Genomic DNA, 23,491 nt, shown 5'->3' with positions numbered 1-23,491 from the left:
GAGAGGGAGGGCAGGGGAGGGCAGGGCAGGGCGCTCAGGTGGTCTGCGTGCTCGGCGTCGTCACGGGCGTGGCCGCCGCGGTCGTGCCGGGGGCCGGATGCTCGGGTGCATCCGCCTCGGCGCCCACGTGCATGCGGTGCTTCACCTCGGCGTAGCGGCTGGAGGCCTCGTGCTCGGGGGAGAGCAGCGACACCAACCAGCCCACCAGGAAGGACAGCGGCATGGTGATGATGCCCGGGTTCTTCAGCGGGAAGATCGCCTCCTTGTTGCCCAGCAGGTCCACCTGCACCGTGGGCGACAGGAAGATGAGCAGCACCGCGCTCAACGTGCCCGTCACCATGCTGGCCACCGCCCCTCGCGTGGTGAAGCCCTTCCACGACATGGACAGCAGCAGCGCCGGGAAGTTGGCGCTCGCCGCGATCGCGAACGCCAGGCCCACCATGAAGGCCACGTTCTGCCCCTTGAAGAGGATGCCCAGCAGGATGGCGAGAATCCCCAGGCCCAGGCTCGCCAGCCGCGCCACCCGGAGCTGCTCGTGCTCGGGCGACTTGCCCTTGCGCACCACATGCGTCCACAGGTCGTGCGACAGCGCCGCCGCGCCCGACAGCGTCAGTCCCGCCACCACCGCCAGAATCGTGGCGAAGGCCACCGCCGAGATGAAGCCCAGGAAGGGCGTTCCACCCACCGCCTCGGCCAGCATGGGCGCCGCCATGTTGCCGCCCTTGTCCACACCCGTAATCGCCCCGCGGCCCAGCAGCACCGACGCGCCGAAGCCGAGGATGAACGTCACCAGGTAGAAGTAGCCGATGAGGCCCGTGGCGTAGAACACCGAGCTGCGCGCCGCCTTCGCGTTGGGCACCGTGTAGAAGCGCATGAGGATGTGCGGCAGGCCCGCCGTGCCGAACATCAGCGCCAGGCCCAGCGACACCGCCTCCAGCGGGTTCGTCACCAGCTTGCCCGGCGCCAGCACCTCCGGGCCGTACTGGTTGACCGCCTCCTGGAAGAGCGCCAGCGGGCTGTAGCCGAACTTCGCCAGCACCATCACCGCCAGCGCCGTCGCGCCGCCCAGCAGCAGCACCGCCTTGACGATCTGCACCCACGTGGTGGCGATCATCCCGCCGAAGAGCACGTAGAGGATCATCACCACGCCCACGATCATCACGGCCGCCTCGTAGGACAGGCCGAACATCATGCGGATGAGGTTGCCGGCGCCCACCATCTGCGCGATGAGGTAGAAGGCCACCACCGTCAGGGTGCCCAGCGCGGCGGAGATGCGCACCGGCGTCTGCTTCAGCCGGTAGGCCACCACGTCCGCGAAGGTGTACTTGCCCAGGTTGCGCAGGGGCTCGGCGATGAGGAACGTCACCACCGGCCAGCCCACCAGCCAGCCCACCGAGTAGATGAGGCCGTCGAAGCCGGAGAGCGCCACCAGGCCGGCGATGCCCAGGAAGCTCGCGGCGCTCATGAAGTCACCGGCGAGCGCGAAGCCGTTCTGCAGACCGGTGACGCCTCCACCGGCGGCGAAGAACTCGGAGGTCGTCTTCGTCTTGCGCGCCGCCCAGTACGTGATGGCGAGCGTGAGGCCCACGAAGGCCAGGAAGAAGAGGATGGCCGTGGTGTTCGGCTGGCCAATCGTGGTTTGTGCCTGTTGGGGATTCATTCGCGTGGCTCCTGATTCAGCGGCGGAACTGGTGGAGGGCCTTGTCGTAGCGGTTGTTCGCCCACATCACGTAGATGCCGGTGAACACCCAGGCCGAGGCGATGACCAGTGCGCCGAGCAGGATGCCGAGCGACAACCCCGGGACGAGCTGCTTGCCCATCAGGGGCTTGTCGAACGCGACGAGCAGGATGAAACCGAAATAGGAAATCAGCATGGCCGCGGTGAGCACGGCGGCCACGCGCCAGCGCGTCGCCGCCAGGGCTTCGAGCTCTTCGGCCTTGGTTTTCTGGGACATGGGTCGGGGTTCTCCTCGGGAGATGGTCAGCAGCGCTGGGACTGCAGTTGGGACTGTTGTTGGAGCAGCTCGTCGAGCACGGTGGGCTCGGCGAGGGTGGAGGTGTCGCCCAGGTCCTGCGTCTCACCGCAGGCGATCTTCCGCAGCATGCGGCGGAGGATCTTCCCGGAGCGCGTCTTGGGCAGGCCGGAGACGTTGAGCACGTCATCCACGCGGCCCGTAATCCAGTAGTACCCGTCCCACGGACCGCACCTGCGAGAGGCGCTCCACCGCCTCGTCGCTGATGGCCTTGGTCTGCACCGCGCCGATGCGCGCGCACGCCAGCATGGTGTAGGCCAGCTCCGGCACCATGGGCAGGTAGATGCAGACCCGGTCTCCCTTCTTCACCCCGTGCGCCTTGAGCACGTTGGCCACGCGCCCCACGTTGTGCTTCAGGACCCTCCAGGTGATGAGCTCGTACTGCCCCGGCTCGTTCTTCGCCCAGATGATGGCGGGCCTGCCGGGCCGCGTGCGCACGTGCCGGTCCACCGCGTTGTAGCAGGCGTTGAGCCGGCCTCCGCCGAACCAGGAGAAGTCCACCTGGTCCGGGTCCGCGTCCAACACCATCTCCGGCGGGTGGAACCAGGTGAGCGCCTGGGCCATCTCGCCCCAGAACTCCTCGGGCCGCTCGATGCTCTTGCGGTAGAGGCGCTGGTAGTCCTCCATGCTCTGGATGCGAGCGGTCCTGCCGAAGCCTTCCTTGGGTGCGTAGATCATCGCGGGCCTCCATGAGCAACGCTCATTCCAGCCCACAGCATGAATGTTCTCGGGCGCTTGGCGCCTGCCACGCCGCGTCGAACGTTTCGAAAGGTAACGTCTCCGTCCCCGAGGTAACGCGGGTAACACCCGCCCCCCGCTCCGTTGGCGCCCCGCCGAGCACCCGGTAACGGCCGTGGCCCCGGGGCGCATTGCCCATCGAGGCCGATGGGCGCACCCTCTACTTCTGGGTGGTGCCGGAGAAGCCGGGCCGCCGCTCGCGCTGACGGCCTCAGGCCTGGGGCTCCCCTCCCTGGAAGGGGAGCTCGATGGTGAAGGTGGCCCCCTGGCCGGGGCCCGCGCTCGCGCACGTGAGCGAGCCGCCCATCTCCTCGGCCGCCAGCGCGCTGATGTGCAGGCCGAAGCCATGCCCGTCCTCCTTCGTGGTGAAGCCCTGCGTGAAGATGCGCGGCATGTTCTCCGCGAGGATTCCCACGCCGTTGTCGTCCACCTGGATGCGCAGCCGCCCCTCGGGACTCCGCTCCACCCGGAGGCAGATGCGTTTGTCGGGCTTGCGGCTGTCGAGCACCGCGTGCCGGGCGTTGCTCACCAGGTTGACGAGGATCTGCAGCAGCTTGTGCCGATCCACCCTCACCGGAGGCAGCCGCGAGGCGTAGTCGGTCCGCACCTGGATGCCCGCCTGCTCGAAGGACGCGCTGTGCAGGCGCACCGCGTCGTCGATCAACTGAGGCACCGACACCACCTCCTCCACGCCCGTCACGCGCGCGTGGGCCTGCTGCATGCTGACCACGGCCTTGATGTGCTCCACGCTCTGCTCGAGCGTCCGCGCCTCGGCCAGCAGTGCCTCCTGCTCGGTGGTGAGGTGCTGGGAGAGCACCTCCAGGTACTGGGGGAACTGCTGGCCCCGTGGGTCCCGGGTGAAGAAGGAGGCCAGGTCCTGTGCCTGCTCGCGCAGCAGCGCCGAGGCCCGGGCCACGCCGGACATCTTCAGCTTCCGCAGCCGATGGACGAGCAGCCCCGAGGACACACTCACGCTGTTGAGCGTGTTGCCCACGTTGTGGAGGATGCCGTTGGCCATCTCCGCCATGCCCGCATGGCGTGACACGTCCAGCAGGCCGCGGTGCAGCTCGCCCAGCCGGGCCTCGGCCTCCTTGAGCGCGGTGATGTCCCGCCCGAAGATCGTCATCCCCACCGGGCGCCGCTCGGCCCCGAGCAGGGGGCTGAGGTTGATGTCCATCACCCGGGGCCGGCCCTCCAGCGTGAGCTTCAGCTGGACGCGGATGTGCTCCCCGCCGAGCGTCCGCCGGGTCCGCTCCTTCCAGACGGACCGCTGCTCGGGAGGGAGCGCATCGAAGAGGGAGCTGCCCGGGAGGGGGGCCGCTCCGAAGAGCTGGCGGCACAGGTCCGTCCCCGCCTGGTTGAGGGTGAGGACCCGGCCCCACACGTCGAGCGAGCACACCGGATCATCCGTGCTCTCCACGAGGCTGAGGAGCTTCTCCTCGCTCTCGCGCAGCGTCCGCAGCGCCTGCTCGAGCGCCGCGACCGCCTCGTCACGCGAGGCGAGGAACATCCAGCTCACCAGCCAGCCACACAGGAGGAAGAGCGCGGAATAGAGGTTCAGCGCCGTGCTCCTGGGCGGCGGGAAGAAGTACGGGTGGACGAGGCCGATGTTCACGGCGGTGAGCAGGGTGAAGAACAAGCCCCAGCGCACCCCCACCAGGTACACGGTCAACATGGGCACCAGCATGGCCATGACGTTCACGGCCACGGCCTGCGAGCCGGTCCGCAGGGACTCGGCGCCGATGGCGGCCGTCACGAGGGAGCACAGGAGCAGGGCCGGCCCCTGGAGCGAGTGGGCCCGGCGCAGCCTCCAGAGCGTCGCGGAGAAGAGCACCAGGCACGTGAGCTCGACGAGGCTGGAGGGCAACGGGTCCGGCTTCACCCGGAAGAAGAAGACGAGGACGTGCAGGTCGAACAGCAGCAGCATGCCAAGGACGCCCACCAGCAACCGGCCCCGGCTGAGCTCCACGGGAGAGCCCTGGCGCAGCGGCTCCGAGAGGCACGCATCGAGCCGTGTCATGACCCAGGCCCACAGACCCCGGCGTGACACCGAGGGCAGGGAGGGCTGCGACGGCCTGTCCGCATGCAGCCGGGCTTCCATGGTCGACGTGATGGGCATGGGTAGGGACCCCCCGTGAATTCCCCGGCGTCCGGAGACATCGGGAATCAGGAGAGCACGCCTGCCTTCCGCGGGGTGCCAGGGGCGGGTCTTTCACCCGGGCGGACGTTGATGGCCCACCAACACGGAGCGTCCCGGCTCCGGAACGTGTTGGACAGAGCACACTTCGGGTGGGGCTGTGTGCCCGATGGTATGCCCGACAGTTGATGCGAGGGGTGTGTTGAGCCCCGCTGGGAAATCCCGGAGGGTGGCCCCATGCCCGAGCAAGAAACACCCCGTGTGTCCCAGGTGGCCATTCTCGTGCTCTCCGTGGAATGGCTGTTCTTCGGCTCCACCCACTTCGCCTTCCGAGAGCTGGCGGAAGCGCAGATTCCCGACTTCATTCCCTTCAAGACCTTCGTTGCCATCTCGACGGGCATGGCCGAGGTGGTCATTGGAATCTTGATCCTGCTTCCCAGTACTCGCAGGTGGGCGGCCCTGGCGTCGCTCGTGCTGCTGGGGCTCTTTGTTCCCGCGGTCTACAACATCCTGGCCAATGACTCGGCCATTCCGGGCAGCGTGGCCTGGCGCAATCTCTGGCGCGTCACGGTCGTGCCAAACAATGTCATGCTGGTCTTGTTCGCCCTGCATCTGTGGCGGTCGCGGGAGTCGGCGGCGATGGGACCGGCTCAAGCCCTGGAGGCGGTGTTGACGCGCCGGCGGGAACCCCGACGTCCGGGACCACCGCTCATGGTCGCGGGGGTGATGCTCGCGGCGAATACCGCCGGGTTCGTGGGCATCTGGGCCTCGCGTTGGGCTTCCGAGACGGCTGGATTCTGGGGCCTGATGTGTCTTGCCACCGGCGCACTCGTCGGATTCCTCTTTGGTGTACCGAGGGTGACCCTGGATGCGGTCCGGTGGGGCACGCACCGCCCGAATTCCAATATCGAGGTCGTGTCGGACTGGCTGACGAAGACCCTCGTGGGTGTTGGATTGATCGAGTTCCACGCCATTGGCGGGTTCGTGAGGAACATCTCCGCCGAGCTCGGCAGGGCGCTCTCACTGCAAGCGGGTGATCAAGTCGAAGGTCTGGCGACGTCCTTCGCACAGGCCATCATTGTCTACTTCTTCGTGGCGGGCATCATCCAGGGATACCTCCTGACGAGGATGTACCTGAGTACGCAGTTCGAGGAGTATGAGTCGCCGGCAGTGGGTGCGAAGGAGCCATGACTGGCTCACGCGCGGGTGCGTGGAATGCCGAGCCGCTGACGCCGCTCCCACAATGCCTTGCGGCTGATGCCCAGCCGGCGTGCCAGCTCCGTCTCGCCCAGCTTGTCCTGGTGCTCCAGCACGAAGCGGCGGAAGTACTCCTCCAGCGAGTCCGGGGAGGCGCTGCCCTCGAGGGCCAGCCCCGCCTCCGGCAACTCGTGCGTCTCGAAGGCGCTACTTCCGCCGGGCTCCAGCGAGAGCAGTCCGGGCGTGATGACCGGGCCATCCGCGAGGATGACGGCGCGCTCGATGGCGTTCTCCAGCTCGCGCACGTTGCCGGGCCAGGGGTGCGAGGTGATGGCCACCAGCGCATCGGGCGAGAACGTCGCGGGCGGCCGGTTCAATCGCTGGCACGCCTTCTCCAGCAGGTGCTTCGCGAGCGCCGGCACGTCCTCTCCGCGCTCGCGCAGGGGCGGCAGTTTGATCTCCACCACGCGCAGGCGGAAGTAGAGGTCCTGCCGGAAGGAGCCCTCCTGCACGCGCTTGGGCAAGTCCCGGTGCGTGGCCGCGATGATGCGCGCGTCCACCTTGCGCGAGCGCGTGGCGCCCACCCGCCGCACCTCTCCGTCCTGCAGCATCCGCAACAGGCGCGCCTGCGCGGGTGGGGGCAACTCGCCAATCTCGTCGAGGAAGAGCGTGCCTCCATCCGCGCTCTCCACCAGGCCCGCGTGCGCCGCCTGCGCTCCCGTGAAGGCGCCCTTCTCGTGGCCGAACAGCTCGGACTCCAACAGGCTCTCGGGAATGGCGGCGCAGTTGACGGCCACCAACGGCCCGTCGTGCCGCGGGCTCTGCGCGTGGATGGCCCGCGCCGCCAGCTCCTTGCCCGTGCCCGACTCGCCCAGCACCAGCACCGTGGCCGGCGAGGCCGCCACCTTCCGGATGCGATCGAACACGTCCCGCATCGCCGCGCAGTGGCCCACGATTCCGCCCACCGCGTACACGCGCTCCACCTCGCGCTTGAGCGCCGCGTTCTGCCGCGTCAGCCGCCCCTCGCGCAGCACGCGCTCCACCTGCAACAGCAGCTCGTCGTGATCGAAGGGCTTGGCGATGTAGTCCACCGCCCCCAGCTTCATGGCCTCCACCGCCGAGCGCACCGTGGCGTAGCTGGTCATGATGAGCACCGGCACTCCCGGCGCCTTGGCGATGACGTCCGTTCCCGGAGCTCCCGGCAGCCGCAGGTCGCTCAGGATGAGCTCGAACGTGTCCAGCGCGGAGTCCGTCTCCGCCTCGTGCACCGCGCCGGCCTCGGACACTTCATGCCCCGCGCGAGTCAGCAGCCGCCGCAACTCCGTGCGGATGATGGGCTCGTCCTCGATGACCAGGATGCGGCTCATGCGGTGCTCGAAACCCCCGGAAGACCTGCCCCTCAGGCTAGTCCCGTGCCCCCGTCCCTTGTCCACTTCCCAGGTGGGATGACGAGATGCGTCATGGCGGGTCCGCCTGCCTGTCCTGGTACGTTGCCGTCAGCTGTTGCAGCCGCAATCGGAGTGGCAGGGGGGCATGTCATGGGATTGCTCGAAGGCGTGTTCGTGGTGGCGGTGCACCTGGTGGTGCTGCTGTCGGCGCTCGTGGGCGGATGGCAGTTGCTGACGATGAGAATCGCCTGGCGGCAGGTGCGTAGCGCCCGGCTGGCCGTGGATGACTTCATGCGTCCCGTGCCGGGGGACTCGCCGCCACCGGAGGCCCGGCCCTACCTCGGTGCGACCCACGAGGCCTTCGCCGCGCTGGGCTGGCGCTTCGAGGGCTTCTGCCAGAAGGTGCCCCCGGGAGAGGCTCCCCAGGCCGATTTCTCCCTGTGGCTCTCTCCGGACGGCACCACGCTCGGGGCGGTGGTGGCCACGCGAGCCGCCACGGACTCCGTCGAGCGCACGGTGCTGGTGAGCCAGGACGCCAGCGGCAAGGTGGTGACGACGAACGATCTTCCCGGCACGGGGGACCAGTTCGGCGGGGCCTCGTCCATGGCGAGCCTGCTGCACGCGGCCCCGGCGGAGCTCCAGGCCTTCCACCAGCAACGGCTCCAGGCCGAGGCCCAGGCTCCCCTGCGCACGTGGCAATCCGGTCAGGTCCTCGAGGCCCTGCGCGAGCTGAGCGAGCGCTCGGTGAATCTCTGGGTGCGCAGTGGCGATGCCCGGTGGAAGCCCGAGGCGCCCGGGGAGTACGGCTATACGCGCAGGGGCGCGTGGCGCTATGCGCGGCAGGCCGTGCGCTCGGTGCATGACGTGGGGGCGACCCAGCGCGAGCGCTTGAAGCTGCCGAGGCTGGGCTCGCCCGGGGCCAGCGCGACGCGCCCGGGTCCTCCGCCCAGGCTCTTTCCGAGGTCCTCCCGTGCCGGGGGGCTCCTCAACCTGGTGGCCTTCGTCGTGTGTCTGTGGTTCGTGGTGCGCTTCTGGCGCGAGCCGCCTCCGGCGCCGCGGCGCGCGGTGCCCACTATGCCATCGCCCGCTGGCTCATCGCCTTCGGAAGGGTCACGGTGAAGGTGGTGCCGGCTCCGGGCTGACTGTCCACCTCCAGCGTGCCGCCGTGCTCCCGGACGATGCTGGACACCAGCGCGAGCCCCAGCCCCGTGCCCTCTCCCGGCTGCTTGGTGGTGAAGAAGGGCTCGAAGATGCGCTGCGCCAGCTCGGGGGGAATCCCGTGGCCCTGGTCCACCACGCGCACCCGCACCCGCTCGCCATCCTCTCCGGCGAACAGCTCCACCTGTCCGCCTCGCGGCGAGGCGTCGATGGCGTTGGTGATGAGGTTCACGAAGACCTGCTCCAGCCGCTGCGTGTTGCCCACCACCTCCAGGCCCTCGGGGCAGTGGCTCACGCACCGCACGTCCGCGTCCTTGCGGCCCAGGCGTGAGAGCTGCGCGGCTTCCGTCAGCAGCGGCGCCAGGGGCACGCGGGTGACGGGCACGCCGTGGCCCCCCGTCACCCCCGCGTGGCTGAAGGTGACGAGCGCCCGCACGATGGCGTCGATGCGCCGCGCCTGCTGGAGGATGAGCTGCACCCGCTCGCGGATCTCCGCCGGGTCCTCCTCGTAGCGCAGGTTCTGCGCCACGCTGGTGATGGCCGTCAGCGGGTTGCCGATCTCATGCGCCACGCCCGCGGCCACTCGTCCCACCGAGGCCAGCCGGTCCTGGTGCGCCAGCCGCGCGTCCATCGCCTTGCGCTCCGTCAGGTCCTCCACCAGCAGCACCGCGCCCTTCAGTTGCTCGGGCTCCTCCCGGGGCGTCTCCGAGGGCGTGGCCAGCGAGCGGTGCAGCCGGAGGATGCGCTCCCGCCCGTCCAGCCTCACCTGTGTCTCGGCGCCCGCGTCCGGCCCCGAGGCGAAGCCGGCGAGCAGCCCGCCCCACGGCTCCGGCAGGTGCGCCAGCGTCTGGCCCCGCACCTCCTCCGAGCGCAGGCCGGACAGCCGCTCCAGTGCCTCGTTCCAGATGACCACGTCCTGGTCCGGCCCCAGCGCGCAGGCGCCCACCGGCAGCTCCTCGAGGATGCGCTGCAGGTAGCGCCGCACCGCCTCCAGCTCGCGCACCGGGCCCGTCATGCCCCGTGCGTCGCGCAGCCGCTCCTCCACGAAGCGCAACTGTTCGGCCAGCGCCGTGCGGGCCCGCGGGTCCACCTGCAGCGCCTCGCTCACCGCCAGCCGCGCCAGCACCGGGCCGAGCAGGCCGGACAGGTTGCGCTCAATCTGATCCCTCAACCGGCGCAGCTCTGCGGGGCGGCGCTCGCCCTCGGACAGGCCGAGCTCGCGCAGGGCCCGGTCCAACTCGGCGGTGGCGGCCTGCGGCCCCAGCACGGGGGCGAGCTGGCGGCGGAACTCGTCCGGAGAGCCGGCCGTCACGCTGCCCGCGGCCAACGAGGGCGCCTCGCGCGCGCACAGCCTCGCCGCCTCGGCCTCCTCGGGCGAGGGGCGCGTGGCCAGCGAGAGCCCCACGAAGGCCAGCGCGTTGAGGGTGAGGGAGGTGAAGGTGACGAAGCTCCACGGCTCGCCGGGGGTGAAGCCCAGGAGCGTCTCCAGCTCCCGCGCCCAGGGCGGCAGGCCGAAGCCACTCCACAGCGGCACGAGCAGCAGCAGGGCCCAGAGCGTGGTGCCGGCGGCGAGGCCCGAGAGGAAGCCCACGCGCGTGGCCCGGGGCCAGAAGAGCAGGCCCAGCAGGCCGGGGATGAACTGCGCCACGCCGACGAAGGCGACGAGCCCCAGGTCCACCAGCCCCGAGGCGCGCCGGTCCAGGTGCACGTAGAAGGCGTAGCCCGCGAGGATGATGGCGGCGATGAGGACGCGCCGGGCCCAGAGGAGCCGGCGGTACAGGTTGCCCGGCGAGCGCGCGTAGCCCAGCGGCAGCACCAGGTGCGTGAGGCACATGGGCGCCATGGCCAGGGTGGTGACGATGACCATGGCGCTGGAGGCGGAGATGCCCCCGAGGAAGGCCAGCATCGCGAGTGCGGGCGCCCCCCGGGCCGCGGGCACGGCGAGCACGTGGAAGTCCGCGGGCCCCGGCAGGCCCAGCTCGCGGCCCGCCCAGAGGACGAGCGGCACGGCCATGTTCATCAACAGCAGCAGCAGCGGGAAGGCCCACGCAGCGGTGGAGAGGGTGTCGCGCTCGGGGCTCTCCGTGAAGGCCACGTGGTACTGGCGGGGCATGAGGAAGGCGGCGGCGCAGGAGATGACGAGCATCGGCGCCCAGGACTGCTCGCGCGCGGGCTGCTGCATGGCGCGCAGGGCCTCGGGGTGTGCGTCCAGCCAGGCCTGGAGGCCTCCCGGGCCGCCGAAGACGGAGACCACCGCCCAGGCGCCCACGAGCACCAGCGCCACCCCCTTCACCAGGGACTCGAAGGCGATGGCCAGCGCGAGGCCCTCGTGGCGCTCGCGCGGGGTGACGTAGCGGGCGCCGAAGAGGACGGAGAAGACGAGGGAGATGGCGCAGAAGCCCAGGCCCACCGTGGTGGCCGAGGCCGGGGGACTGAGGACGCGCGCGGACTCGACGACGGCGCGCACCTGGAGGGCCAGGTAGGGCAGGGTGCCGGCCAGCAGCGCCAACGTCACCGCGGTGCCGGTGGCCTGGCCCGGGTAGCGGAAGGCGAAGAGGTCCGCCAGCGAGGTGAGCCGCAACTGCCGGGTGAGCTCGAGCAGCGGACGCCACAGCACCGGGACGAGCAGGCAGGAGAGGGTGGCGCCCAGGTAGATGGCCAGGTAGCGGAAGCCGTGCTGCGAGGCGTAGCCCACGCTGCCGAAGTAGGACCAGGAGGTGGCGTACACGCCGAGCGCCAGCGCGTAGGCGAGCGGGTGCTGGGTGATGCGCGAGGGGATGCGCCCGCGCTCGGCGGCGTAGGCGATGAGGAAGAGCACCAGCAGGTACGTCAGCGAGGCGATGACGAGGGTGCCCAGCTCGAACGTCATGGCGCGCTCCGGCGCGCGGCCCAGGCGCCGAGCACGATGACGCCGAGCCACACGGCGAAGGGCTGGTACCAGGAGGCGCCCTCGCGCAGCCACAGGTGGCGCAGTGGCGAGCCGAAGAGCAGCGCCGCCACGGCGAAGACGAACAGCGAGAGCATGACGGGCTGTCCGCCCGGCCCGGACGAGGGCTTCATCGTCACTCCTGGATGCCGAGCTGCATCATCAGCAGGGGCCGGGCCTCCACGTAGGCCTGCTCCATCTGGGCGAGCAGCGCCTCGGCGCCATCCAGGCTGGGGCCGCGCGCGAGGTTCTCCAGCGCCTTGCAGTGCTGGCGCACGCGCATCATCCCGAACATGCCGCTGCTCGTCGCCAGGCCGTGGGCCTCGCTCGCGAGCTGGTGGGCGTTCCTCGCGGCCAGCAGCTCCTTCATGCGGACGAGCCGCTGGGGCGTGCGCTCGAGGTACCCACGGGCCATGTCCGCCACCAGGTTGGGCGAGTCCTCGTCCTGAAGCACGCTCAACTTCTCCAGTTGCCGCACATCCATCGCGAGGACCTGCTGCTCCATAGGGCGCGCATTCTGCCCTACCTGCGTCGGGCGGAAAAAGCCCATGTGCGCCCCCGCCCTCCTTTCACTGCTCGTCCTCGCCCGCCCATGCGGGCCTTCACTGTGCGCGCTGTTTCAGGAGGGCCAGGCTCAGCTCGGCCTGCTTCAAGCGCATGAGCTCCCCGTAGGCCCACTGGTACTCGCCCACCTTCGGGTTGCTCGTCTCGACGATGGCCCGGTACCACGTCACCGCGTCCTCGTAGCGCCCCTCGGCCTGGGCCTCGAGGCCGAGGAAGTAGGGCAGCTCCTGGCGGTTCCTGGCCGTGGCCGCCGCCGCGATGACGGCCTGCTCGGGGATGAGGCCGAGCAGGTGGCGGCCCACCTGGTGGTAGAAGCCGGGGCGGTCCACCTCGAAGCGCTTGCGCAGCGCGGCCTGGTGCGCCGCGTCCGTGTCCCTCGCGCGGGTGCTCGCGGCCGCTCGCGTGAGCCAGACGTAGTCCGTCGTCTCCGCCGTGCCCTCCGCGAGGGGGATGACGTCCCAGAGCACCCCGTCCTCCTTCTCCCGGAAGGCGAACATGCTCAGCGGCTCGAGCAGGTTCTTCGGCACCCGGGTGCGCAGCCACGCCACCGCGTCCTTCTCCGACTTCCACTTCTTCAGGTAGCGGTACGCGTCCATGATCATCTCCAGCTTCTGGAGACCCGGGGCGTCGATCCGCGATTGCAGCTCGAAGGCGAGCTCGGGGTTGCCCGCGCGATTCACCTCGAGCGCGAGCTGGCTCAGCTCCATGGCCCCGATGCCCTTCTTCTGGAGCGCCTTGAACGCCTCCAGCCCCTCCTTCACCGGACGTTTGCCGAAGACGGCGGCGAAGCGAGCGCCAATGCTCCAGCGCCAGTCGATGCCCCGCAGGGAGCGCTGGGGGGACGCCAGGAGTCCGGCCGCTGCCTCGAGCTCACCGGTGCGCCACAGCACCTCGGCCATCAGGGTCAGGCTCTTCGGCCCCGGGTAGCGGCCGGCCGCGGCCTCCGCCAGCGAGAGGGCCCGCTTCTCCTCTCCGAGGTCCAGGGACAGCAGCGCCGCCTGCCGCATGGCACCGAACTGGTAGCTCTCCAGGGCCGGCTCCATCGCCGTCCACCCGGCCTGGGCGTTGCCCTCGAGCTGGTACATCCGGGCGAGCGTCGTGCGGGCGTTGATGCCCTGGAACCCTCCCGGATTCGGGTGCTGCGCCAGCCACTGCTCCACCACCCCGCGGGCCTCGCCGTAGCGTCCGTGCTTCTCGAGCAGCTCCACGCAGCCCGAGGTGAAGGTCCACTCGTCCCCGTGCGTGGCCAGCAAGGGAGCGAGCTTCGTCATCAGGGCCTCGGGCGGCACCGGCTGGGACTCCAGCAGATGCGCGAGCACCTGCTGCCGGATGCTTCCGTAGGTGTGGGGCGAGTCCAGCAGCGCTTGCAGCTTCGCGGAGTCCCGGTCGAGCCAGGCCACCCAGGCCCCGCTCTTGACCCCCTCCGTGGCCTCGAAGGTGGCGCGGTAGAGCTTCTCCGAGAGCACGATGTCGTACAGGGTGCCCCGGGCGATCTGCGCCAGGAAGAAGCGGTGCTCTGGCCGCGAGTCCATCCGGGCGGCGATGCGCCGGGCCATCGACGAGAGCGCCGGGTCCATCCAATCGGCGGCGTCCAGGAGCTCCTCGTACACGCGGAGGAGGGGGGCGGTGCCGAAGCTCTTCAGCTCCGTGAGGGACTGCATGAGCGAGGCCTCCACGCGCTGGCCGGACCCGGCGGCGACGAGCCGCGACATCCACTCCTGGAACTCCTTGCCCGCGGGCGTACCGCCGCTCCCGAGACTCTTCGAGAACGCGCCGGCGGCCTCGGCCGAGGCGAACGAGTCGAGGAGGTGCAGCCCCAGGCGGTACTGCGCGGAGAAGAAGAGCCCCTGGAAGTAGGCGCGCTCCGTTCCGGCATCGAGGAAGAAGCCCTCGGTGTTGCCCACCAGGGCGAGCTGCTCCTCGAAGGCGGGGAGGATGCCCCGCTGCAGGAGGTTGAAGCGCTCGTGAAGCTGCTTCAACAGGCGCTCCATCTCCTGGCCCTTCGTCTTGCGGGCCCCCTTCCTGGCGGGCGCGCGCTCCTCCGCGTCGGTCCGCCCGGTGGCCGCGGCCATCTCGCGCAGCACGAGCGGCGGGAGGCTCATGCCCAGGGTGCGATCCAGATCGAACTCTCTGCCGTGTAGCAGGGCGGTGAGCTCGTGGATGGCGGTGTGCGGGTCGAGCTCGATCTTGCTCAACCGGCGCGAGCGCTCCGTGAGGCCCACTTCCGACGCCCGGCGCAGCCACAGGTACCAGGCCAGCCCCTGCTGCTCCCTGGCGAGGGACTCGAGCCGGGCATCCTCCCGCAGGAAGTAGAGGCGCACGGGCGAGCCGGCGGAGAGCGTCTCCGCGAGCTGGCGCGCCGCCCGGTCATGGCCGAGGGCACTGGCGAGCAACGCCTGCTCCTGAGTGAGGGGCTCGCCCGTGACGACGCGCGCCAGGGCCAGGTGCGCCAGGGCGCGGGCGGGGACCTCATCGGCCGTCCCGGTCAGGTCCACCAGTTGGAAGGCGAGCGACACCAGGGCCCGGGTTCCCTCCCGCACCGAGGACACACTCCGCTTGCCAGCCGCCCAGTCCCGGTCGTGCTGGTGCAGCACGTCGATCGCCGCCCGTCCGAGCGGGAGCGTGTCGCCGGAGACGTTTCCCGCCACCTGCTGGGCGAGCTTCTTCATCCGCCGGGAGCCGCGCTTGCCGGACTTGGGGGCGGGCTTCTTCTTCGGGGGAGGGGAGGGCGGCGTGGGCGTGGCGGTGTCCGCGCCCTTCTGGAGGTCGAGCTTCTCCGTGCCGAGCTGACGGGCCCGGGCCTCGAGCAGCGCGAGGGCCTGGGGGAAGTCGGGGAACTCGGGCAGCGAGCCCACCTCGGTGCCGTTGCTCAGGAGGTGCCACTGGCCTTCCTGGAAGCGTGCCTCCACCTTGGGCGCGGGCTGTCCGGTGAGGAGCTGCTCGAGGAGGGCGAGCGCGCGGGTGAAGCGTGCATCCGGCGTGAGCCGGTAGGCCTGTTCATACGCGGTCCGGAAACCCGTGAGGCTGTCTGCCTTGGCGATGTCCGCGTCCCGGGCGACCTGGAGTGGGCGTCCCGCGGGACGGGGCGGAGGCGTCTCGGCGTCTTTCGAGCAGGCATTGGACGCGACTCCCAGACACATCAGGAGCGCGAGGGAGCGGGAAGGGCGTGGGCGAGTGTTCATGGGGATTCGTGGCGTGGCGTGCGGGTGGCGTGACGCGGAGCGCGCGGGGGCTCACTTCGCCCGGGCGGCCTCGATGAGCTCGGCGAGGAGGGTGCGGTGGCACGCCTTGTCGATGATGCAGTCCTTGGAGCACATCAGCGTGAGCGTCTCTCCCCGGTCCACGCGGGCCGCGAGCTCCGCGATGGTGTCCCGCTGGGACTCCATCTCGCGCACGTAGCGCTCGCGGTACTCGTCGAGCGAGATGGGCGTCTGGCCCTTGCCCTGGAAGGCGGCGAGCAGCGGCGGACTGGGACCCAGGTCCTTCATCCACACGTCCCACGTCTCCTTGGCCTTGGGGAGCGCGCGAGGACGGAAGCGGCAGATCAGGATGCGCAGTCCGTCATCGGGCTCCCCGGGCACGCACCAGCGGCGGGTCTTGATCGGCATTCTCCGAAAACACTAGCACGGCCCCCGGTCATCCCAGCCACGGGCGCCCGCTCGCTCCGCTGCACACGGGCCAGGCGCCTCGCCTTCCATGTAGCCACCGTTGATGCGGCGGGGGGGCGCTTTCCTGCTGAGGTATGGTGGGTCTCCCCCCGCCCGTGCGCGAACCTCCATGACCTCCACCGTGGCCACCGCCCCCGCTGAATCGAGCGCGCTCCGCGCCCCGGGCTTCCGGACCTTCCTCATCACGTTCCTGTTGGCGATGATGGCCGACAACATCGAGCACGTGATCAGCTACTGGGTGGCGTTCCAGAAGTTCCACTCACCGGCGCTGGGTGGGTTCGCGGTGGTGTCCCACTGGCTGCCCTTCTTGATGTTCTCGGTGCCGGTGGGCGCGCTCAATGACCGGTTCGATTCCAGGCGCCTCATCCAGGCCGGCATGGTGCTCTTCATCACCGCCTCCGTGGGGTGGGGATACTTCTTCGTCACGGACACCTTGCGGGTGCGGCACGCGATGCTCCTCCTCACCCTCCACGGCTGCGCGGGCGTGCTCTGGGGCACCTCCAGCCAGATGTTGCTCTACGACATCGTGGGCCCGAGCCACCTGGCCAGCGCGGTGCGCCTGAACGCGACGGCCCGGTACCTCGGTTTCCTGGTGGGCCCTGGCGTGGGCAGCCTCGTCATGCGGTTGTTCGGGCCGACCTGGGGCATCTTCATCAACACGGTGTTCTATCTGCCCCTCCTGCTCTGGCTGGTGCGCGCACCGTATGGCCGGCACTTCCGCGGGGCGGCGCCAGGCGCGAGGCGGGCCGTCCGGGGCTTCGCCGACATCGTCCAGACCCTTCGCGACGTGCGCGGGATACCCGTGGTCGCGGCCATGGTGTTGCTGGCGGGGGCGGCCTCCTTCTTCATCGGCAACAGCTACCATGCGCAGATGCCGGGCTTCGCCCATGACCTGGGCCATGGGGACCCCGGCCTGACCTATACGCTCCTGCTGGGAGCGGATGCGGCCGGAGCGCTGCTCGCGGGCATCCTGCTCGAGACGCGCGGCAACTGGCTGCGGATGGCGCCCGCTTCCGCGATGAAGCTCGCCTTCCTGTGGGGCTGCTCGCTCTTCACGTTCTCGTTCATGCGCTGGTATCCGGCGGCCATCTGCGTGCTGTTCCTGGCCGGATTCCTCGAGCTCTCCTTCAGCAGCATGACCCAGGCGCTCGTGCAGCTGAACGCGCCGGACGCCATCCGAGGCCGCGTGCTGGGGCTCTTCAGCATGTCGGCCTCCGGCCTGCGGGCGTTCAGCGGCGTGACCGTGGGTCTCCTGGGGAGCCTGACCAACCCCCACGTGTCGCTCGCGCTGTCCGCCCTGGCCTTCGTGACGGTGGCTGGATTGCTGCTGCTGCGCCGGACCCAGCAGGGCGGTGTGGCGTGAATACCCTGCGCGCGACGCTTGCCCATCCCGAGACATGCCCGAGCCAGTCCTGCCGGGCATGCGATAGTCGTCCCATGAAAGCACTTCGGCTCGTCGTGGGATGTCTTGTCTTGGGGATGATGGGGTGTGGGGGGGATGCGGATTCCGTTGCGCCGGTGAATGTCCGGGTGGTGGAGGGCGTGACGGCGGGAGAGGGCGTCTCGGGCTCGCGGGTCCTCCGGGCCACCGCCGAGGACAACTCGGGCACGGTGGCCCGGGTGGAGTTCCTCGTCTCTGGCGCGTCGGCGTGCGTGGACGCCACCGCGCGGAGCTCCGGTTCGACGTTCTCGTGCACCTGGGACGCGTCCAGCACACCCCCGGGGAGCCACCAGCTCACCGTGAAGGCCCAGGACGCCGCGGGCAACAGCACCGTCTCCGCCCCCATCTCCTTCACCGTCCTGCCGCCCAACCGCGCCCCCACGCTCGGACCGGTGGCCTCGACGCAGACGACCCTCAATGAGGGCTCCACCGCGAGCCTCTCGGTGACGGCCACGGATCCCGATGGCGACACGCTCACCTATTCCTGGACCCAGAGCCCGTTCTCGCCCCTGGGGACGTTCGCCGAGGGGAGCAGCTCCACCGCCTCGTGGACCGCGCCGTTCATCTCCAGCAACACGACCTTCGTGCTGAAGGTGACGGTCTCGGACGGGAAGGGGGGCTCGGCGCAGGGCACGGTGTCGGTCACCGTGGTGAACGTCCCCGCCCTCAACCAGGCGCCCATCGTGGACGCGGCCATCAGCGTGGACACCCAGGGGCTCGTCGCGGGCAAGGTGCTCCCCGTCTACATCTCCGCGAGGGATCCGGATGGGGATCCGCTCACCTATTCCTGGACGACGGAGCCGGGCGGAGCGGGGACCTTCACCCGCCCGAACCAGGCCTCCGCCGAGTGGCGCTCGGGGGAGCTCGACAAGCCCGCCGCCTATACCCTGAAGGTCACCGTGTCCGATGGCTCCCGTTCGGAGACACGTTCGGTGAACGTGGAGGTGGGCGTTCCCTTGTATGCCCGGGATATCGAGCCCATCTGGAGCGCGAAGTGCTCGGACTGCCACAACGAGCATGGCTCCGAGGGGCTGAACCTGCAGGCGGGCAAGTCGCATGCCTCGCTGATGGCGGCGGGGGTGGGGCAGTGTGCCGCGGGCCCCCGGGTCACGCCCGGCCGCCCCGACGAGTCCCTGCTGGTGACGCGCATCAGCGGCGATGCGTGCGGCCGCCGGATGCCCATGGGCGATTCCGACTATTTCGATCTCAACCCGGGAGAGCTCACGCAGATCCGCTCGTGGATCCTCGCGGGCGCGCTCGACAATTAGTGGCAGCATCGCGTGTGCCTACACGGTTGTCTCCCATGAAACTCCAGACGCGCATCAGCGAGAGCTTCTCCGTCCCCGGCTTCGAGCCAGTTCCCGCGTGGGACGCGAAACGCGGCGACGAGCAGGTGCTGCACTTCGAGTCCTCCGGAACAGAAGAATCCGGCGCGCTTCCTCGAGGCCCAGATCCGGGCGGCCCCCGAGCGGCCCGCGCCCTACCTGGCGCTGCACGAGCACTACCTTCAGCTCCGCGACCCGGCCCGGGCCTTCCTATGGCTCGGGCTGGGCAAGCTCAGGGCCGAGGGGCGCGCCCACCTCGCCAAGGAGAAGCTGGAGGCGGCATGCAGCCTGAATCCGAAGCTCCCGGGGCTCGCCGCCGCGCTGCGCGAAGTCGACGCGGCGCTCTCTCCACGGACTCCAAAGCGCCGCGCCTGAACGTACGCCCAGCAGGCATGGTGTTGCGCCAGAGCGGCTCAGGGCGTACCGGCGGCGAGCAGCTCCGTGGTCTGCGCGCGGCTCCAGGTTGCCACGGTATCGACGAGCGTGCGGAGCCACTCACCGGCATCCTCGGTACAAACGCGGGCTCACACGACTCTCCGTAACACGTGGCCGACTCGGTGCCTGTTGCTCCATCTGGAGGCGGCGGGAATCGAACCCGTGAACAAGGCGATGGAAAACCCTAAGCAGGACGCGCTGTTACCCGCTATTGCCTTGATTCTCCTGGGGTTCGTCATCCCGACCCGTCCCACCCCGTTCCCTCGTGTTCCGCCCCTTTCCCCGCTGGCGGGGCACACTGGGGGCACATGCGGCCCCACAGGGTCAACCCGCTCACCGACGCAAGCGGCCCGAGTTCCCCAGTCTCGCCAGCCAAGAGGTCCAGGCCCCTGCCATACACCTGAGGGGAGCGCGGCCTGGGCAGCGTGCCTACGGTTCTGGCGCTGTCTGTTTCCCGGAATGTATGATTTTGGGCCATGTGGCCGCGGCGCTGGAGGGTCCCGTCCACACATGAAAGGGGCTGTCATGTCTGGATGGATGGGAATCGTGGCTCGGCGAAGCAGGGAACTGTGCGTGGTCCTCGGGTTGTTGGGTCCATGTGCCATGGCACAACAGGGGGTCTCGTCCGCCCAGTTGAAACCCGGCAGCGCCGAGCACTCCCAGGCAGACAGTGGCGCTCGCCCGGACGAGCGCCGCACCGCCGCCATCCACGAGAAGGCGTGCGAGGGCGGGAGTGTCTCGGCGTGCCATGAGCTTGGCCTGCTCCACATGAAGGGACAGGGGGTCGCTCGAGACATGCGCCGTGCTGCGGTGCTGTTCGAGAAGGCGTGCGAGGGCGGAAATGCTCCGGCTTGCAGCGCGCTCGGCGATCAACTCGCGGATGGCCTTGGCGTACCCAAGGACGAGCGCCGCGCCGTCGTCCTCTACGAGAAGGCTTGTGAGGGCGGGTTCGCCATGGCTTGCAACGGTCTCGGCGTGCACTACGAGAAGGGCATTGGCGTGCCCAAGGACGAGGGCCGCGCTGTCGTCCTCTACGAGAAGGCTTGTGAGGGCGGGTTCGCCATGGCTTGCAACAACCTCGGTCTGTCCTATCTGGTTGGCCGTGGTGTGCCCAAGGACGAGGGCCGCGCCGTCGTCCTCCACGAGAAGGCTTGTGAGGGCGGCTCCTCCACGGGTTGCAGCAACCTTGGCCTGCAATACGCGCATGGCACCGGCGTGCCCAAGGACGAGCGCCGCGCCACCGTCCTGCTCGAGAAGGCGTGCGGGGGCGGGCATGTCCCGTCTTGCAGCTACCTCGGCGTCTTCCTCTCGGAGGGCCTTGGCGTACCCAAGGACGAGCGCCGCGCCGCCGTCCTCCACGAGAAGGCGTGCAAGGACGGGTTTGTCCCGGCTTGCAACGATCTCGGCCGCCTCCTCGCGGATGGCCGCGGCATGCCCAAGGACGAGCGCCGCGCCATCGCACTCTATGAGAAGGCGTGCGAGGACGGGTCTGTCATGGCATGCCACAATTTCGGCAATCACCTCGCGGATGGCCGCGGCGTGCCTAAGGACAAGCGCCGCGCCTTCGCACTCTTTGAGAAGGCCTGTAAGGGCGGGGTCACCCCGTCGTGCAAGTACCTCAAAGAGTGGGAGCAGGGGGGAGCCCAGGACAAGCCGCGCGAGGCGGCCTCGCCCACGACCGTCTTCGATGTGGTGCTCACCTCCGCCACGCGGCAGGCCATGCGGGTTGCCGCCAAGAAGGAAGGCGCGGTGTCAGAGCGCGAGGACGACGCCTATTGGTACGACCTCTACTCGGCCAAGGGTCTGATCGATGGCGCCGAGAAGCTCCGGGTGGGCTACGTCTCCGCCACGGGTCGGTTGGCGGTCTTCGAGTACGAGTTCCCCTCCTCCCTGGACACCGAGCAGGTCGGTCGGATCTCCTCCATGGTCCAGGCGAAGTACGGAGCACCGACCTCCAAGCAAGGGGACATCGGCCTCGGGAAGGTGGTGCATACTTGGTCGCGGCAGGATGGAGTGATCATCACCGTCTCCCGTGGCTGGCCCTCCACCACGACCTTCCTGACCTTCTCGGTTCCCGCCGCGAAGCACGCCATGGATGCTGAGTTCGAAGCGAACAAGAAGGCAGAGGCCGAGAAGCAGAGCAAGAAGAGCTCCAAGGCGTTCTGAGGCTCGCTTCGGCGACATGAAGACCACGGGGCGCCAGACCTTCGCCTGACGCCCTGTTTCAACGCCCGGCCATGGACTCGGACCACGGACCGGGGGCCGGGAACTCAGGAGCCGCAGTCCGTCGAGCAGTATCCATACTCGTGGGCCAAGCAGTCCCTATCCCCACAGTAGTCGTAGTCCTCCGCACAGCGCTCGTTCCAGTTGCAGAACCCGTCACCGCACGGCTGGCAGTCGGCGTTGCAGATGCCGTCCTCCCCCGCGTCGCACACGCCGTCGCCGCAAATGGTGCAACGGTCGTCGATGGTGCCATTGCAGTCGTTGTCCAGACCATCGCCGCAGACCTCGACCTGTGTCCCCGTGGTGTCGGAGCAGGCGCCATGGCACTGGACGATGCCCTCGTGGCAGCCGTCTCCGTCCACGCCGTCGCAGCTCTGGCCCGTCCCGGCGACACAGGCGCTCCAGGAACTGATGGGGCACGCTACCATTGAGATGACGGAGCGCTACGCGCACCTGTCCCCTGAGGTACGGGCGAGCGCCGTGCAGCAGCTCGACCTTCCTGTGCCCCAGCTCCAAGCTGCTCCGGCCAGAAGCGCCGAAGGGGCACACTGAGGGCACATGCGGAAACGAGGGCAAAGAAAAAGCCCAGCAACCCCTCGGGATTGCTGAGCTTCTGAGTGTGGAGGCGGCGGGAATCGAAGACGCCGCCGATGGCTTCCGGCCAGGTCGCTCTTCCGTTACACCGACGAAGGGCTGGAGGAGGAGCGTCGATGCTCCTCTTCCCGGTCTCCCGGATAGAGCACTTGTCTGCCGTGGAGCACCGCGAAGGGCGTGAGCTTGTGCGGCTCGGCGCGGGTGCGGCTGGTGATGTGCCGCGCCTCCACGCCCCGCGCGTACAGCGCGTCCGCCACCAGCGAGCGGTGGCACCTCCAGCGCACCGCCTCGGCGCACATGAGCGCAAGGGGGCCGTCTGGCGTCAGTTCTCGTAGCTCCTCGAGTCCCCGTGCGAACTCGTCCGTCTGCATGTAGTCCGCGTAGCCTCGGAAGCTGGTGTTGCGCCACGCCGTGTTGGGCGAGTCCTTGCTCGTGCGCCTCAGCCCTCCGAGCCTCGGCAGGTGCACGTACCGGATGTCCGCCTTCGCGAGCGTCCGCGGCAGCGTGTCCTGGTTGAACTGCGGATTCGTCCGCGAGCGCGGCACCGTGCGGATGTCCACCAGCGTCTGGATTCCGTGCGCCTGGAGCAGCTCCACCAGCTCCTCCGCCGAGCGCGTCGAGTGGCCCACCGTGTAGATGCTCGCTCTGGCCCAGCCTGGGGCCTTTCGTTTCGGCCGCTCCGTGCTCATCGCGGGCATTCCCCTGGGGGGAAGCCTGGGCACGGGGATGAACGGTGGGAAGCAGGCACCCTCACCCTGACCCTCTCCCGGAGGGAGAGGGGGCGTTCCACCGTGGGCTCTCAGGGGGCTTGCTTCAACGCGGCTCGATGCGCACTCGCGCTCCCCGGCCTGTCTCCAATTCCTTCGCCGCGCTGCCGTCCCTCACCGAGACCTCCAGCAATCCCGCGCTCCCCACCAGGGAGAGGGGTTTCCCCGCTGGCACTGCCTGGTAGTGCGCGTGCGGCGCGTCCTCGATGATCGTGCTCCCCACGTGCACCCGGAAGCGCGCCGGCAACACCGCCCCCGGCAGGTTCGTGATGAGGTTGCCGTAGGTGTCCACGTGCACCACCTCGCCCACCGGGCATCCGTCCTCCTCCCCCGGCTTCGGGAATGAGATCGGCCGCTCCAGGTCCTTCAGCTCCCGGCCGAGCTTCTCCAGTGGGACGCCCGCCGCCAGGTGCCCCACCACCGGCGCGAACACATCCCGCCCGTGAAATGTCCTCGACTGCCTCGGGCCCCAGTACGCGGACTCCGTCAGCTCCACCGCCGCCGCCAGTCCCCCGAGCTGCTCCAGCGCCGGCACCAGCAGTCCGTTGTCCGGCCCCACCAGCACGTCTCCCCGCCGCGTCCTCGCCGCCACGGCGCGCCGTGTCGAGCCCACTCCTGGATCCACCACCGCCAGGTGCAGCGAGCCCTCGGGAAAGGCCTCCACCGCGCTCCACAGCAGGAAGGCTCCGCCCCTCACGTCCTGTGCGGGCACCTCGTGCGTCAGGTCCACGAGGCTCGCCCCCGGACATACCCGGAGTAGTGCCGCCTTCATCTGGCCCACGTAGGTGTCCTTCACGCCGAAGTCCGTCAACAGGCTGATGAGTGGAGGCATCGCTCCCGGAGGATAGCCGCACCGCCCCGGTTCCGGGATTCAGTGGGGGGGGCATTCACTTCACC

Annotated in this window: 19 protein-coding genes and 1 pseudogene; 6 read left to right on the top strand and 14 right to left on the bottom strand. The window is 69.6% G+C overall.

Annotated elements, in window-relative coordinates:
* Window positions 1-34: 34 nt before the first annotated feature.
* From AC16DP_RS23335 to AC16DP_RS23315, 5 genes are all read right to left on the bottom strand, one after another.
* Window positions 35-1,660, bottom strand: a complete 1,626-nt coding sequence (locus AC16DP_RS23335; RefSeq protein WP_329726658.1) for a sodium:solute symporter family transporter — start codon at window positions 1,658-1,660, stop codon at window positions 35-37.
* Between the two features lie 16 nt (window positions 1,661-1,676).
* Window positions 1,677-1,955 carry a DUF485 domain-containing protein gene (locus tag AC16DP_RS23330; RefSeq protein ID WP_329726659.1) on the bottom strand — a complete coding sequence of 93 codons (279 nt, stop codon included), beginning with the start codon at window positions 1,953-1,955 and terminating at the stop codon, window positions 1,677-1,679.
* 26 nt (window positions 1,956-1,981) lie between these two features.
* Window positions 1,982-2,167, bottom strand: a complete 186-nt coding sequence (locus AC16DP_RS23325) for a hypothetical protein (protein ID WP_329726660.1) — start codon at window positions 2,165-2,167, stop codon at window positions 1,982-1,984.
* Complete coding sequence (locus tag AC16DP_RS23320; RefSeq protein ID WP_329726661.1) at window positions 2,160-2,711, bottom strand: acetyl-coenzyme A synthetase N-terminal domain-containing protein; 552 nt, start codon at window positions 2,709-2,711, stop codon at window positions 2,160-2,162. Before AC16DP_RS23320 ends, AC16DP_RS23325 begins: the two co-directional genes overlap by 8 nt.
* 271 nt (window positions 2,712-2,982) lie before the next feature.
* Window positions 2,983-4,890, bottom strand: a complete 1,908-nt coding sequence (locus AC16DP_RS23315; protein WP_329726662.1) for a two-component system sensor histidine kinase NtrB — start codon at window positions 4,888-4,890, stop codon at window positions 2,983-2,985.
* Between the two features lie 255 nt (window positions 4,891-5,145).
* Here AC16DP_RS23315 and AC16DP_RS23310 point away from each other — a divergent pair, with 255 nt between their 5' ends.
* Complete coding sequence (locus AC16DP_RS23310) at window positions 5,146-6,099, top strand: MauE/DoxX family redox-associated membrane protein (protein ID WP_329726663.1); 954 nt, start codon at window positions 5,146-5,148, stop codon at window positions 6,097-6,099.
* Window positions 6,100-6,104: 5 nt separating this feature from the next.
* On the opposite strand, the gene AC16DP_RS23305 is transcribed toward AC16DP_RS23310, so the two are convergent.
* Window positions 6,105-7,472: a sigma-54-dependent transcriptional regulator gene (locus tag AC16DP_RS23305; protein WP_329726664.1), complete on the bottom strand. Its 1,368-nt coding sequence runs from the start codon at window positions 7,470-7,472 to the stop codon at window positions 6,105-6,107.
* 171 nt (window positions 7,473-7,643) lie between these two features.
* Between AC16DP_RS23305 and AC16DP_RS23300 the strand changes: the two genes are divergently transcribed.
* Entirely contained in the window at window positions 7,644-8,612 is a 969-nt protein-coding gene (locus AC16DP_RS23300) for a hypothetical protein (RefSeq protein ID WP_329726665.1), read from the top strand.
* Here the strand turns inward: AC16DP_RS23300 and AC16DP_RS23295 are convergent.
* From AC16DP_RS23295 to AC16DP_RS23275, 5 genes are all read right to left on the bottom strand, one after another.
* Window positions 8,566-11,520 carry an ATP-binding protein gene (locus AC16DP_RS23295; protein WP_329726666.1) on the bottom strand — a complete coding sequence of 985 codons (2,955 nt, stop codon included), beginning with the start codon at window positions 11,518-11,520 and terminating at the stop codon, window positions 8,566-8,568. The genes AC16DP_RS23300 and AC16DP_RS23295 overlap by 47 nt on opposite strands.
* Window positions 11,517-11,711, bottom strand: a complete 195-nt coding sequence (locus AC16DP_RS23290; RefSeq protein WP_043392229.1) for a hypothetical protein — start codon at window positions 11,709-11,711, stop codon at window positions 11,517-11,519. The genes AC16DP_RS23295 and AC16DP_RS23290 overlap by 4 nt, the downstream gene beginning before the upstream one ends.
* Before the next feature lie 2 nt (window positions 11,712-11,713).
* Window positions 11,714-12,082, bottom strand: coding sequence for an Hpt domain-containing protein (locus tag AC16DP_RS23285; RefSeq protein ID WP_329726667.1), 369 nt, complete (start codon window positions 12,080-12,082; stop codon window positions 11,714-11,716).
* Between the two features lie 97 nt (window positions 12,083-12,179).
* Window positions 12,180-15,323: a tetratricopeptide repeat protein gene (locus AC16DP_RS23280; protein ID WP_329726668.1), complete on the bottom strand. Its 3,144-nt coding sequence runs from the start codon at window positions 15,321-15,323 to the stop codon at window positions 12,180-12,182.
* Between the two features lie 51 nt (window positions 15,324-15,374).
* Window positions 15,375-15,749 (bottom strand): DUF488 domain-containing protein, encoded by a 375-nt coding sequence (locus AC16DP_RS23275; protein WP_329726669.1) that lies wholly within the window; start codon window positions 15,747-15,749, stop codon window positions 15,375-15,377.
* Between the two features lie 169 nt (window positions 15,750-15,918).
* On the opposite strand from AC16DP_RS23275, the gene AC16DP_RS23270 reads away from it, so the two are divergent.
* The 3 genes from AC16DP_RS23270 (at window position 15,919) to AC16DP_RS23260 (ending at window position 21,176) form a co-directional block, all read left to right on the top strand.
* Entirely contained in the window at window positions 15,919-17,172 is a 1,254-nt protein-coding gene (locus tag AC16DP_RS23270) for an MFS transporter (RefSeq protein WP_329726670.1), read from the top strand.
* Between the two features lie 74 nt (window positions 17,173-17,246).
* Window positions 17,247-18,518 carry an Ig-like domain-containing protein gene (locus tag AC16DP_RS23265; protein WP_329726671.1) on the top strand — a complete coding sequence of 424 codons (1,272 nt, stop codon included), beginning with the start codon at window positions 17,247-17,249 and terminating at the stop codon, window positions 18,516-18,518.
* A 1,095-nt stretch (window positions 18,519-19,613) separates the two neighbouring features.
* A complete protein-coding gene (locus AC16DP_RS23260; RefSeq protein ID WP_329726672.1) occupies window positions 19,614-21,176 on the top strand; it encodes an SEL1-like repeat protein in 1,563 nt (520 codons plus the stop codon).
* Window positions 21,177-21,280: 104 nt separating this feature from the next.
* Here AC16DP_RS23260 and AC16DP_RS23255 read toward each other — a convergent pair whose 3' ends face one another.
* On the bottom strand, window positions 21,281-21,661 hold the full coding sequence (locus AC16DP_RS23255) for a hypothetical protein (protein ID WP_329726757.1): 381 nt from the start codon (window positions 21,659-21,661) through the stop codon (window positions 21,281-21,283).
* Between AC16DP_RS23255 and AC16DP_RS23250 the strand changes: the two are divergent.
* Window positions 21,627-21,785: pseudogene (locus tag AC16DP_RS23250) on the top strand (tyrosine-type recombinase/integrase); the annotation flags it as partial. The gene AC16DP_RS23255 and the pseudogene AC16DP_RS23250 sit on opposite strands and share 35 nt — an antisense overlap.
* A 125-nt stretch (window positions 21,786-21,910) precedes the next feature.
* On the opposite strand, the gene AC16DP_RS23245 reads toward AC16DP_RS23250, so the two are convergent.
* A complete protein-coding gene (locus AC16DP_RS23245; RefSeq protein WP_329726673.1) occupies window positions 21,911-22,516 on the bottom strand; it encodes a DUF488 domain-containing protein in 606 nt (201 codons plus the stop codon).
* 124 nt (window positions 22,517-22,640) lie between these two features.
* Window positions 22,641-23,426, bottom strand: a complete 786-nt coding sequence (locus tag AC16DP_RS23240; protein WP_329726674.1) for an SAM hydrolase/SAM-dependent halogenase family protein — start codon at window positions 23,424-23,426, stop codon at window positions 22,641-22,643.
* Between the last annotated feature and the right edge of the window lie 65 nt (window positions 23,427-23,491).

This window comes from Archangium sp., assembly GCF_057119385.1.
The sequence above is the reverse complement of the archived record's forward strand: the minus strand, read 5'-3'. Positions and strand labels throughout refer to the sequence as shown.

Coding starts and splice junctions, on each gene's coding strand:
- AC16DP_RS23335 (WP_329726658.1), bottom strand. CDS start 1,660: ATGAATCCCCAACAGGCACAAACCACGATTGGCCAGCCGAACACCACG.
- AC16DP_RS23330 (WP_329726659.1), bottom strand. CDS start 1,955: ATGTCCCAGAAAACCAAGGCCGAAGAGCTCGAAGCCCTGGCGGCGACG.
- AC16DP_RS23320 (WP_329726661.1), bottom strand. CDS start 2,711: ATGATCTACGCACCCAAGGAAGGCTTCGGCAGGACCGCTCGCATCCAG.
- AC16DP_RS23315 (WP_329726662.1), bottom strand. CDS start 4,890: ATGCCCATCACGTCGACCATGGAAGCCCGGCTGCATGCGGACAGGCCG.
- AC16DP_RS23310 (WP_329726663.1), top strand. CDS start 5,146: ATGCCCGAGCAAGAAACACCCCGTGTGTCCCAGGTGGCCATTCTCGTG.
- AC16DP_RS23305 (WP_329726664.1), bottom strand. CDS start 7,472: ATGAGCCGCATCCTGGTCATCGAGGACGAGCCCATCATCCGCACGGAG.
- AC16DP_RS23300 (WP_329726665.1), top strand. CDS start 7,644: ATGGGATTGCTCGAAGGCGTGTTCGTGGTGGCGGTGCACCTGGTGGTG.
- AC16DP_RS23295 (WP_329726666.1), bottom strand. CDS start 11,520: ATGACGTTCGAGCTGGGCACCCTCGTCATCGCCTCGCTGACGTACCTG.
- AC16DP_RS23290 (WP_043392229.1), bottom strand. CDS start 11,711: ATGAAGCCCTCGTCCGGGCCGGGCGGACAGCCCGTCATGCTCTCGCTG.
- AC16DP_RS23285 (WP_329726667.1), bottom strand. CDS start 12,082: ATGGAGCAGCAGGTCCTCGCGATGGATGTGCGGCAACTGGAGAAGTTG.
- AC16DP_RS23280 (WP_329726668.1), bottom strand. CDS start 15,323: ATGAACACTCGCCCACGCCCTTCCCGCTCCCTCGCGCTCCTGATGTGT.
- AC16DP_RS23275 (WP_329726669.1), bottom strand. CDS start 15,749: ATGCCGATCAAGACCCGCCGCTGGTGCGTGCCCGGGGAGCCCGATGAC.
- AC16DP_RS23270 (WP_329726670.1), top strand. CDS start 15,919: ATGACCTCCACCGTGGCCACCGCCCCCGCTGAATCGAGCGCGCTCCGC.
- AC16DP_RS23265 (WP_329726671.1), top strand. CDS start 17,247: ATGAAAGCACTTCGGCTCGTCGTGGGATGTCTTGTCTTGGGGATGATG.
- AC16DP_RS23260 (WP_329726672.1), top strand. CDS start 19,614: ATGGCACAACAGGGGGTCTCGTCCGCCCAGTTGAAACCCGGCAGCGCC.
- AC16DP_RS23255 (WP_329726757.1), bottom strand. CDS start 21,661: ATGGTAGCGTGCCCCATCAGTTCCTGGAGCGCCTGTGTCGCCGGGACG.
- AC16DP_RS23245 (WP_329726673.1), bottom strand. CDS start 22,516: ATGAGCACGGAGCGGCCGAAACGAAAGGCCCCAGGCTGGGCCAGAGCG.
- AC16DP_RS23240 (WP_329726674.1), bottom strand. CDS start 23,426: ATGCCTCCACTCATCAGCCTGTTGACGGACTTCGGCGTGAAGGACACC.